This window comes from Endozoicomonas sp. 8E (genome assembly GCF_032883915.1).
GTDB lineage: Bacteria > Pseudomonadota > Gammaproteobacteria > Pseudomonadales > Endozoicomonadaceae > Endozoicomonas_A.
In genome coordinates this window covers 3,967,593-3,980,052 of sequence record NZ_CP120717.1, presented here as the reverse complement: position 1 = coordinate 3,980,052, position 12,460 = coordinate 3,967,593, and the positions used below count along the sequence as shown (strand labels likewise).

The 12,460-nt window shown below is 40.0% G+C and carries 9 protein-coding genes; 2 read left to right on the top strand and 7 right to left on the bottom strand.

The features are described from left to right. Positions 1 to 159 precede the first annotated feature (159 nt). The 7 genes from P6910_RS13115 to P6910_RS13085 all read right to left on the bottom strand — a co-directional run bounded on the left by P6910_RS13115 (position 160) and on the right by P6910_RS13085 (position 10,226). Positions 160 to 1,278: a hypothetical protein gene (locus P6910_RS13115; protein WP_317141739.1), complete on the bottom strand. Its 1,119-nt coding sequence runs from the start codon at positions 1,276 to 1,278 to the stop codon at positions 160 to 162. A 200-nt stretch (positions 1,279 to 1,478) separates the two neighbouring features. Then, complete coding sequence (locus tag P6910_RS13110) at positions 1,479 to 2,594, bottom strand: hypothetical protein (protein ID WP_317141738.1); 1,116 nt, start codon at positions 2,592 to 2,594, stop codon at positions 1,479 to 1,481. A gap of 289 nt (positions 2,595 to 2,883) precedes the next feature. Beyond that, positions 2,884 to 4,071, bottom strand: coding sequence for a hypothetical protein (locus P6910_RS13105; RefSeq protein WP_317141737.1), 1,188 nt, complete (start codon positions 4,069 to 4,071; stop codon positions 2,884 to 2,886). Between the two features lie 276 nt (positions 4,072 to 4,347). Beyond that, positions 4,348 to 5,499, bottom strand: coding sequence for a hypothetical protein (locus tag P6910_RS13100; RefSeq protein WP_317141736.1), 1,152 nt, complete (start codon positions 5,497 to 5,499; stop codon positions 4,348 to 4,350). A gap of 428 nt (positions 5,500 to 5,927) precedes the next feature. Beyond that, positions 5,928 to 7,076: a hypothetical protein gene (locus P6910_RS13095; RefSeq protein ID WP_317141735.1), complete on the bottom strand. Its 1,149-nt coding sequence runs from the start codon at positions 7,074 to 7,076 to the stop codon at positions 5,928 to 5,930. Between the two features lie 1,648 nt (positions 7,077 to 8,724). After that, on the bottom strand, positions 8,725 to 9,630 hold the full coding sequence (locus P6910_RS13090; RefSeq protein WP_317141734.1) for a DMT family transporter: 906 nt from the start codon (positions 9,628 to 9,630) through the stop codon (positions 8,725 to 8,727). 185 nt (positions 9,631 to 9,815) lie between these two features. After that, the gene (locus tag P6910_RS13085; protein WP_317141733.1) at positions 9,816 to 10,226 is read right to left on the bottom strand and encodes a GNAT family N-acetyltransferase; all 411 of its coding nucleotides are present in this window, start codon (positions 10,224 to 10,226) and stop codon (positions 9,816 to 9,818) included. A gap of 836 nt (positions 10,227 to 11,062) precedes the next feature. On the opposite strand from P6910_RS13085, the gene P6910_RS13080 reads away from it, so the two are divergent. Both P6910_RS13080 and P6910_RS13075 read left to right on the top strand, forming a co-directional pair. Then, a complete protein-coding gene (locus P6910_RS13080) occupies positions 11,063 to 11,467 on the top strand; it encodes a VOC family protein (protein WP_317141732.1) in 405 nt (134 codons plus the stop codon). A 534-nt stretch (positions 11,468 to 12,001) separates the two neighbouring features. Beyond that, on the top strand, positions 12,002 to 12,409 hold the full coding sequence (locus P6910_RS13075; protein WP_317141731.1) for a hypothetical protein: 408 nt from the start codon (positions 12,002 to 12,004) through the stop codon (positions 12,407 to 12,409). Positions 12,410 to 12,460 lie beyond the last annotated feature (51 nt).

Here is a 12,460-nt window from a genome sequence, read left to right as displayed (position 1 = left end):
TCCTGTTTGATATCCTGCCATGGATTTAAACAAAAATCCTTGTTTTGGGGCTTATTGAGATAATGTTAAAGTCACTGACATGGCTGAGCCTTGGACACTTTTCATCAAAAGCACTCAACAATATCGTCGATTGAAAAGTGCTTTAGGATAACAACGAATTTATAACAAATGACTGATTGATTTATAGGGCTCAGTACTGTGAATGAATGCTCTCTGATCATCTGACAAGGACCTTATTCCTTTTTTAATTTGTCCTATCAGTGATCTGGACGAGGCTGAAGTTCGATCAAAGCCCTTCTCCAATCTCTTAGTGGCCAGATTTTTTATAGCATCTATAACAGTCTTATAAAGTGGCTCCGTCATATACTGAAGGCCTTTAGCACTTTGAAAGGGGTCTTCGCCGCCACCGGCCCCACCACTGGCACGCGAGTTTTTACCATTTTTGCTACTTTTTCCATTGCGTCCATGGCTACCACTTTTCTGACCACTTCCATTGCTCTTGCTTTTGGCTCCAGCTTTTCCGTTACTGCCTCCTGAGTTACCTTTTTTAGTTGCCTGTCGGATTTTGCTGGCAGGGGCTGTGAAGTCAGGTCCTCCCATATAGAAGCCAGTACATGCGGGAAGACCCATATCTGAAAAGCCAACACCTGAAACGTCGCCAGTAAGTAATGCGCCAAAAAGGGCAAGACCTGAATGGAAACAGCCACTGATGGTAGGTTTGAGTTGAGAGCGATCGATAGTGAAACCATTTTCAATAACCACATTGCCCGGCAGTTCCAAAAGAACTTCCTCTTCATAGCCCGGAGCTGCCATTAAGGTAGGTTCTTTCGGTGTTAAGCCATCAGAATAACCATCATTGCCAGCACTGGGAGAATACATTGGATAATATTTGACTGTATGAGAGGTAGGTTCTATGTTTCCGGATGAAATAAATGAAACATCTACTTCATTGTGATTTTGATGGTCTCGGGTTACCGGGGCTCCCGAATCAGAAGCCGGAGAAGGTTTCAAAACAATAGGGAGCCTGGCATCTACAAGAGAAACCTTCTTGTTGAGTTCGCTTAATGGAAGAACAGTGATGTTGCATTTATTATCAATCCACTCGCCATAGGCTCCTCCGCGACTGGAGGGTGAGTTAGCCTGATTGAAACGCTCTCCATACTCTTCACACAATGTGTCCTTTGGTAATCCATAGGTGCTCGTCGACATAGATATCGAAGCAGCCAGAAGAAAAGACGGAGTTAAATTTTTTGAGAAGGAAGGAAATGTTTTATTCAACGAAAACCTCACAGTTTATAGTACAGTTTTATGATTAGTTGTGAAGTATTCAAACTAGTTTAAAAAAAGAAAAACGTATGAGTTTTTTTTGTAAGCATAATGTATAGGTGTTTTTAACTGCCCTTGTGGGAGTGTAAACGGATGGAAGCAGCTCAAACGGATGTCATTTTGACTGCTTCGTACTAAAAAATACATAAACACTAATGCATGTCACTCATGCTGTCACTCTCATAATCTGAGCCATCTCTATCATTATATCTTGGGGTGGCACAATTACATGCTCCTCTACAATCACAGGAATCAAAGAATCTAAGTTCTGCCCAAGAGAGAATGAGTGGAGGTTGGTTGGCTAAAGCATCATAATTATTAATAACAAACGACAGGGTATAATAATTAGAGCTCACCGAAATCGCTAATACCTGAAGGTCATTGGTGAGTGATTTCTTGAGGTGGTATCGTACGACGGTTCCGTCGTCAAAGTATAATGATACAAAATCCGTTGGTTTCAGGGTGTCATCATCTTCACTATCGTTTTCACTGTCTCGCGCTTGCACAAGAACCTCAGCAGGTCTGGCGGTATTGAATAACCCGGGTATTATAAACTCATGCGTCAGGTAGGTCTCCGAGTCTAGATATCCTATTATCCATTTTTGTGTTTCTGGATTGCGCAGGAAAAGGTCAAATATATGGATATCATCGTCTATAACTTCTGTGTTTGATGACGAAAGCGTTTCATAATGATTGGTCATAGTTGTATGAGCCATAGAGCGACTATCGATAGCGACATGTTCCGGCAAATGGTCTGGTGTTGCTGTTTCCAGCTCTCTCAGTTTTGCTTCCTGCTCCAGAATGTCTTGATTAATTATCTCGCTACTCAAAAAACAGGGAAGACAGAAAATGCAACATAATAATTGAGCAATAGATCCTGTTTTGGTTGTTGTTTGACCTCTTAGTGTGTAACGAGTATGAAATCTATGTTGAAGGTTATGGCTGCCATTTCCTAATAAGCCATGAAAAAAATCTGGCACATTAATGGCCGGATCATGGGGGTAAAATTCTATATTGGTGTCAGAGAGCAGATCGTAAATAACAAAATGATCCCCAGAAATGCCACTCAAATATTTAGTGAGGACATCCCAATAGCCCTCTCTTATGGGTTCGCTATGACCGGAGTGAGTGAATGATGTGACTTTACCATTGAGTACAAGTTGACCCAAATGCTCCAACTTCCATCTAAAGTGCAAATCTTCTGCGTTTGCATAAGATGATAGCAAGTAAAGAAAGAATAAAATTATTAATCTGACGTATGTTTTCATTGTTGACTGCCCTGTTGCTCAGCGGTAAAACGATTATGCTTGAGAAAGTTGAACGGTTGGTAGTAGCTTAACTTGATGTTCATTAAGTACTCAGCCATACGGAATCGAATATTTCTGGCTTATTGGGCAGGTGCTCTGCAAGGTGCAACGACGGGAACATATCAAGCTATGTGACCAGTGTTGCAACGCAGCACGACTGCATGGATGCAGGAGCTAGAGCAACGCAGGAGCAGTTGCCGCGAGTGCCTGAACAATGAGTCAGAAAATATGATTTCGTATGGTTGAGTACTTACAACTTCGTATTGAGTTCACCATCCATGTCTTGCGATTCCTGGGTGCCCAGTGGCACTACCACTTCTGCATGATTGAGCATGTCCTGGCCATTATCACCTATGGTTTCACGCTGATAATCTGAATTATGGGTATCATTATTTCTTGAAGTTGGACAATTACATGCCCCATGACAATGACAGGCTTGTTGTAATGGTAACTGTAATGGTAGCTCGCTGTAATGTGGCGGAGGCTGGTTGGCTATAACATCATAATTATCGATAACGAGTGTCAGGGTGTGACCAGTAGCGTTAACAATAATGGCCAGTACCTGAATTTGATGGGTGGATAACTTCTTAAGGTGGTATTGCACTCTAGTACCGGTCAGAAAATTTAATGATAAAAAATGTGACGCCTGCAAGTTTTCACTGTCTTGCTCTTGCACGAGAACTGTAGCTGGTATAGCTGTTCGGATTAATCCAGGTATTATCAATTCCAATACATGGTTGGTCGCTGAACCCAAATGCTCTATTATCCATTGTTGAGTTTCTGGAGTATTCAGGAAAAGGTCAAATATACGGGTGTTATCATCTATGGTTTCTGTGGTTGACGATAAAAACGTTTGATAATTATTGGTCACAGCTGTATGAGATATAGAGCGGCTATCAATAGTTACATGCTCTGGCAAATGCTCTGGTGTGGCTGCTTCCAGCGTTCTTACTTTTTCTTCCTGGTCTAACAAGTCTTGATAAACCATCTCGTTAACCATAAAACAAAGAGGGCAGAATATACAGTATAAAAATTTAGTAATAACGGATGCCCTGGTTTCCGTTTGACCTCTTAGTGTGTAACGAGTGTGGAAACTATGTTGAAGGCTATGAAGGCTATTTCCTAATAAACCATAAAAAAAAGCTGGCACATTATTGGTCGAGTTATGCTGATTAAACTCTATATTAATCGAAGAGAGCAGATCATAAATGAGAATATAATCCTCGGACAGATCACTAAAACATTTAGTGGGATCATCCCAATAACATTCTCTTGTAGGCCCGCTATGACTAGAATGAGTGGATGATGTGACTGTACCATTGAGTACTAATCGACCCAAATGCTCCAACTTCCATTTAAAGTGCAATTCATCTGAGTTTGAATAAGATGATAGCAAGGTAAGACAGAATAAAATCATTAATTTGACGTTTTCTTTCACTGTTAAATTCCTGTTTTTTACTAATATCGATTTTTAGAAATCAGAGGTGAAGAGTAGCTCAAAACTTTCATATAACAATTTCTTGAAGCTTATAATAACTATTAGACGTCCTTGTACAACTCTAAAAAAACGTATAGAGTTTTTTGACAACGTGATATGTGGGTGTTTTTACCCGTCTTCATGAATGTACTCCGCTTCGGGTAATCCTGTTCTCGACGGCTTCAAGATGATAAAGCCTGAGAAAGATACATCAGAATAAGTAGTTTAATCTGATGTTCACTTTAACTGCTCCAGACCTGGAATTAGATGAGCACTAGTGGTGTCACTCTGATAATCTGAGTCATCTGTACCCTGTGATTCATCTGTATCATTTATTCTTTGGTTGGCACAACTACATGCTCCTGCGCAATTACAGGTGTTTGGTGGTGCTAATTCTGCATAGTTACAATACGGGGGAGGCTGGTTGGCTGAAGTGTCGTAGTTATCAATAGCGAATGTCAATGTGTAAAAATGAGAGCTAACTACAATTGCTAATACCTGAATATCATTATTCGATAATTTCTTAATGTGGTATTGCACATTGGTTTCGTTAGTAAAATGTATTGATACAAAATGTGAAGGTTGCAGGCTTATATTGTTTTCTTCACTACTTTGATGCTGCACAAAAATCGTGGCGGGTAAAGCCGTATTGAATAGTCCGGGTATTATCAGTTGTGACATCATCTCGCTTGTAAGATTTAGATGCTCTATTATCCATTTTTGTGTTTCTGGATTATTCAGGAAGAGATCAAATATATGGGTATCATCGTCTATAGCTTCTGTATTTGACAATAAAACCGTATGACGATCATTTGACACAGCTGTTTCAGATAATATTGAGCGGCTATGGATAGTTACATGATCTGGCAAATGGTTTGGTGTTGCTGCTTTCAACTCCTCGACTCTTGCTTGCTGAATTTGCGAATCTTGAGAAACCAACTCAGCAGGCATAAAACAGGGAGTACAGAAAGTCGAATATAACAGCTCTGCAATTGAACATTCCGTATTTGGCGGTTGACTTCTTAGTCTATAACAAGTAAGGGCGGTATGTTTCAGGCTATTTAAGCCATCTCCTAACAAACTGGAAAAGAAACTTGGCACAAAATTACAAGATTTAGTCTGATTGAATTCTATAGAGGTAACAGTAGCTACTTCATAAACGCAAAAATTATACCCGGAGTAATCAGTATTCGATTGAGTGAGATCATCATAATTACATTCTGTTAAATCATCTCTATGACCAGAATGATGGGATGATGAGGCTGTACCACTTAACAGCAACCTGTCGTTCAGCTCCAGATTCCAGTTAAAGTGTAAGTCTTTTGAGTTGGAATGAAATGATAGCGAGTAGAGTAAGAATACAATAATTAATCTGACGTCTATATTCATTATCAACTACCTATTTTCCACTAATATCAATTTCTAGACATTTGAAGCTTAGAATAGCTCAAACATTTGATATAACTTTTTTATGAGTTCTTCTAACGACTAATAGACGTCTTTGTATAAATGTAAAGCTTCGCTGAGCTGCAGGTGGCGATGAGGTAGAAACTGACTTATTGTCTTGAGTGACAGCTTGGTATAAATACCGGCGAGTATTGACTGATGTGGCACAGTTTTGCAGCCAATTGACACAAAGCTGGCATGATTTCACAAAGCACCATAACAGAGCCACGGCTGTGACTCGGTTAGAATTGTCTGTGTACAGACATGTCAGAATAATTATTTTTCAAGCTAAATGACTCGTAGGGGCCGCGTCAGCGGATTATTCCCAATAAAAGCCCACTACCCATTAGAGACAATTATTTGAAGGCTCTCTAATGGGTATGAGGAAAAAATATACGATGATTCATAATGTTAATTCTATGAATCCGAACATCTGAGTTATCGGTATCATTTTCCCTTGAATGGTCACAATTACATGCGCCGTTACAGTGACAGGTTTTTGGTAACGCCGCATAATGTGGGGGAGGTTGGTTAGCTGAAACATCATAATTGTCAACTACCAGCGTCAAGGTATAACCCTCAACACTTACCACAATTGCTAATATTTCAATATTTATGTCGGAGACTCGATTAAGGTGATATTGCACTTTAACTCCATTGGTAAAATCTAATGATAAAAAATGTGATGGTTGCAGAATTTCATCATGACTTTCTCCGTTATTCTCTTGCACAAAAATTACAGCAGGTACTGCTGTATAGCATAACTCAGGTATTATCAGTTCTAAACTCTGGTTGGTCGTTGTGTTTAGATTCTCTATTAGCCAATGCTGTGTTTCCGGAGTATTCAGGAAAAGGTCAAATATATGAGTCTCAGCGTCTTTAGCTTCTGTGCTTGATGATGAAAGCATCTTATGATGACTGTCCACAGCCCCATGATATAAAGCGCATTTATGAATAGTGACATGCTCTGGAAAATCGCCTGCTATCGCTGCTTCCAGTGCTCTGATTCTGGCCAGCTCATTGTCAGATCCATGTGAGACTTTGGTTGAGCATTTCTTGAATGCCAGATGAAAAGGATGACAGAGCACACAACAGAAGAGTTCAGCAATGTTACTTGCTTTTGTTGTGTGACCTCTTAGTGTGTATTGAGTATTGAAACTATGGTTAAGATGATCATTGCCATTGCCTAATAAAGTACGAAAAAGCTTTGGCACAGTATAATCTGGGTTATTTTGATCAAAATTTACAGTAGTAAAAGAGACTACGTCATAATAAATGGCAAAATCATTCCCTGAACAAGAGGCAGAAGGTAGAGTGGAAATATCTAGCTCTGATGGGTGATCATTCCATCCTGTTAAAGAATTGCTATGACTTACTTGGTTGGTTGTTTCTGCTTTACCACTTAGTAGCAAATTATTCTGATGTTCCAGCTTCCAATTTAGGTGTAAATCTTTTGAATACGAATAAGATGATAGCAATAATAGCAGATAAAAAATAATTGATCTGACGTTCATTTTCATTGTTAATCACCTGTTTTTCATTAAACTCAACTTATCGATGTAGGTGGTTAAGAATAGCTCAAGTTATTATTTTGATATTTTTTTGAGAATTTTGATAATGGATAAACGTACAGGTATGTTTGAAAATTTTTGTGCGGGATTATTTTGATAAAGTGAGCTCTATTCTGTAACAGGGGTAGTCGGAAACTGGTTTGTCGGCTTTGCTATTAGTCTGATATAAATCAGAGGGAGTGTTTATAAATAGGGTGCAGTTTAAAAAAAATTACCATAATTTATTCAGTACTTTGACTGGTTGGAGTTAAATTGGTACAGATTGTTTGAAATATTTTAAAAGCTTTCAATGATTGCCCGTTATCTGGCAGAGACACTTTTTTAATTTTCCTATTCAGAGTACGAATGCGATAAAATCGAACGAGTACTTATAGCATTACTCTGATCATCTGAGTCATCGGTATTGTTTTTTCTTGAGTCCGCACAATTACATGCTCCATTACAATCACATGCTTTTGTTACTTCCGTATTATATGGGCTAGGTTGATTGGCGGTAACATCATAACCATCAACATTCAGAGCATTAGTTTGGTTTAGATTCTCTATTATCCACTTCTGTGTTTCAGGCGCATTAAGTAAAGAGGTCGAATATACGAGTATTATCGTGTATAACTTCTGTACTTGATGATAAAAATTCCTGATTATCACTGTTGACAGCTCTGTGAGGCAAAGAGCGTTTATCGATAGTTACATGTGTAAATTGTTTGGTTGTGCTGCTTCCAGTGCTTTCAGTCTTGCTTCAGCTTCGGAAGAACTTCTTCCTGTGAATAGGTCAATCGCTATAAAAAAAGGACAACAAAAAATACAAGCCAATAGTTCAGAAATATGACACGCTGTCGTTTGGCTTTGTAGTATGTATTGAGTCTGGATGTTATGTTGAAGACTATTGCTGCCATTACCTAATAAGGAATTAAAAGGTTCTGGAACATTAAAGTCAAGGTTGTTCTGATCAAAAACTATATTAGTGGAAGAGGCTGTCTCATAAATGAAAAAATTATTTGCTGAGCAATCAATGGCAAGACACATTCGATTGTGAAGAGATAATCCTGATGAGCGATCGTTGCATCCTGTTAAAGTATCGCTATGACTGACCTGATTGTATGTTGAAGTTGTACCATTTACGAGTAATTGACCATGTTTTTCCAGTTTTCATTTAAAGTTAAATATTTTTAGTATGAATAAGATGATAGTGAGAAGAAAAGAAATAAAAGAATGAGCCTGAAATCTATTTTCATAGTGAACTACCTTTTTTCAATAATATTAACTTTCAGAGGTCGGTAGCTAAGAATAGCTCAAGTATTTCATATGGATTTTTTTTGAGAGTTTTAACGATACGTAAGCGTCTTTGTACGTATAAAACGCTCTATTCAGTTTTTCAGATAATCTGAGTTCATTGTGAAGGCATATGCCCTAAAATTATTATTAATACCTGTTTAAAATTTTTTGTTATGAACCAGTGGTCAGAATTTGACGACATTGTATTTGGGTATGCTAACGCTGGGGTCAGCCAGCGACGGAGGAGGTTGGGTGAGGGGCGAAACCTTGAACGAATTGAAGCCATTTGTAAGTTGCCGTGGGGTCAATGACTAAGTACCTTCTATTTATTCAAATAACTTTGCCGAAAAAAGGGCACTAAAGCTGAGCCAAAAAGTAGCCCAACTCCTGTTAGTGCCAGTACATTTGGAGTTTCATCAAAAAGCCAATACCCTAATATCAGTGCAAACACTATCTGGCCATAGCCAAGGTTACTGGCTACATTTGCAGGTGCTTTTTGGTAGGAAATGACACCAGCACTCGTTGCTAAAGAAGAGAGAGTACCAATTAGTAATAACAAACCAGTCTGCCACCAGTCAGGCCATTTCCAATTTGCTATTGCAGGCACCAATGTGATTAAGCCTACTGAAAAAGCCTGATAGCTAAGTAATATTGCTCTTGGTTGAGACTGACTTAGCTTGCGAACGCAAGTTGCAGCAATAGCCCCACCCAAAGCAGCAATAAGACCGCTAATAATATAAATATACTTTGGATTATCAAAACCTGGCTGAGTAATTAACAGGATACCCGAAAAACCAACGAAAATTGTTAGTGCTCTTTTCCAGCCTACATTTTCCCCAAGCCATAGCTTTGCAATTAAAGCTACAAACAAAACAGAGGTAAAACTGAGTGCAGTGGCATCTGCCAATGGCAAGTTGCTAACTGAGACAAAACCAAAATATAAATAGAGAAAGGCTCCCAGAATTCTTAATCCATGTAATGGTAAAGCTTCAGGTTTAAAAATACTGCTGCCAGCGATTTTAAGAGATGGTACCAGAAGCAATAAAAAGACCAATTGTCTCACTAAAAGTACTTGAAATAAGCTTATATGATCACTGATCTGACGAACAAGTGTGCCCACAAACACAAACAGAGCATTAGAAGTCAGTGCCATAATGACCCCTTGTTGAAATTGGGTCAGCCGTTCCCAGCTTTTTAATAACGGTAGAAAATAGGTCTTAACTGTCATAATCCTGTCTGAAGTTCCATTGAATGGAACATCATAAAGGTGATACCAGTAGACAGGTCAAGGTGACTTTATGCAGTAACGAATTAAGTGCTAGCCTTGCTGATCTGGTCGTTCATTTTTGTGTAAGCTGGTTGTGAGGCTGCTTATGTCTGCATCAGCCGCGCATGAGGTGTCTGGAGCATTTGTTATATTCGGGGTTTGAACTTTTTGGTCATCCCCTGACTTGCAGGAGAAACGGGTTTGTAGCCCAGTTTTTGATAGAATTCTGGCTCATCGGCAATCATCGAAACATAAGTACCTTCAAGTGCGACAGAAGACAGATAACTATCTATATATTCGATGATTTTCCGTCCCAGTCCCTGACCCTGGTAATTCGGATCTACCGCAATATCTACGATTTCGAAATTACATGCACCATCGCCAATAACACGCCCCATGGCAACCAACGTTTCACAGTCTCGGATTGATATTCCATATAAAGTGTTTGGTAGGCCAATATTGGCAGCTTCAAGAGATTTTGGCGATAAGCCTGCTTTCACACGCATACCACAGTACTCTTCGGCATTTGGCACACTCTCTTCAACTATAAGTGGCATTAATACGACTCCTGTTTTGCAGTTGAAGTATACATAATGATTATTGTATAGAAAACAGGTTGTATTGATTATTGAGAGTATATGACGTCTGGTTTAGAGTCGGTTTGGGCTTTGACCCGGTTCGGGCAGGAAGCATCCTTTGCGAGCAATTTGTACTTGGCTGGCTTTAATGGACACTGGGCAGGGGACCTTTAGCATTCAAATTATCATCAAGATCTGGTCAATGAATACCATCACCTTCTCCAAATAATTCCTGATTATTAAGCTATTTTTTACATTCATTTGCCAGAGACGGAAACCAGGAAATAGTTACAGAGATTACTCGAGCACCAGCCTGATATGGCATGAGTTTTCCGGACAAACTATCGAGGTGCGTTCAGGTAACGCCGGTTGAACAAGAAATGCTCAAGCAGGCAGAACAAGAATTATTGACGTATGAGTCTGCTCAATCGAGAGCCGGTCACATCATTTTGGAAATCTACCTTACGCATCATATGGAAATGAACGACAATTTGCTGTAGAAGAACTGATCAGTTATCAGAACAGGCAGGCGATACTTTTTTGGTATAAATCTGAATTGAAAACCATTTGGTCAATGAGGTGAACGATTAGCATCTGATCAATTGCCTTATAAACAGAAAGAGGACGGTCACTGCCTCAACTAATCACCTTATGTATCGGTATTGAGAAGAGCGATTGAGTGACAGAATTTGTCACCGACTATTTTTTTAGCATTTGGTTTGTACATGTCTGGGTGGTATTGATAAATTGCAGTAACAGGTATTCAGCTGATAAACAACAGTCAGGCTCGGTTATCGGGCTGACGGAGGTTAGTAATGATAAGAGTCAGAAGAATTAACCATGTGGGCATTCGGGTAAGCCATTTGCAGACGACCAGGGATTTTTATGAGCAGCTTGGTTTTCAGTTTCTGGCAGGGCCTGTGGGACCAGAGCCGGTTGCCATTATGGAGCACCCCTGTGGCGTCAATTTGAACTTCATCCTGAACGCAACGGTTCAGCCGGAAGAGAATATCCTGATGGATATTGACCAGAAGCACCCGGGCTATACCCATATGGCTCTTGAAGTGGATGATATCCATGAGGTTCAGAAGCAGCTGCAGGAGTTTGGAGTCACTATCACAGAAGGTCCTGTTACCACAAACAATGGCTCAATACTGCTGTTTATCCGTGATCCCGATAGCAATGTAATTGAGTTCCATCAGCCAGCGGGTAAAGGATGAATGAGTGTTTTTTTGTCTTTTTAACGTTGCCGGACTGACTACGAGAAAAAAATCAGGAAAACAAACCGTTTTCTGGCTTCTATTGCCGAAGCGTCCGGACTAAGCGTATGTGTAAAGTGTTCCCCTGTCGTGGATCAGCATTCTGTACGACAGCGGGAGGCTGTGGTTGTATGGCACATGGGTTCAGGATAAAACGACCAATTCCAGATCCCTTTTCTGTGAGTTCTGGTATTTATGAATACTTACTTTCAAAGTATGGGCAGCTTTCAGCAGTTTCTAACTTTCCGGTGATAGGCAATTCTGAAAAGATTGAGGAACAGCGACCTGGTAAGGCTCGTCATATTTTTAGCACTATATGACCAATGCTGTTCGGAAAAATCCCGAAACCATTATGGGTTGGGCGGGTTGTCGTGTTGATTAAGCTAACTCATTTCCTGTTGCACCCTCTCCAAGTCGAAAATACTCTAAGTAAAAAACCACCTGTTTTCCATTGGCTCAACTACTTTTAGTGGTTTGTTATGAGCAGGTCTGGTTATGAAAAAGCAGGTTATAAAAAAATCTTGCAACCTCAAAGTCTTGTGGAGTTTTATCACTGTGGTGGCAATCATAATGATGCCCACGACTTCATTAGCAGGTTCTTACGTGCTTGACCTTAAAGGCACTAAGTCATACGTCAGACTATTGCTATCAGTCGAGCCTGATACAGGAACTGATGGATCATCACAAGCGCAGGGGGCACAAGAGCCACCTTCCGGGTTGTTATCCAGCGAAAATCGGGAACCTGAAATTGATGACTTGCCTCCCCGGGAGTCTGGAAGTACTGACAGCGCATCGGCCCCTCAGGAAGAGTTTTGTGCCGTTGGTGGCTTACCGACTTCCCCGACATGTGGAACAGCTGTTTTGCCAGTTATAGCGACATTAATTGATCGTATTAAAGACTGAACTCGTTCCCTGACAACCGGTAGTACTACTGTTTTGGCTCGGTTGACAAGT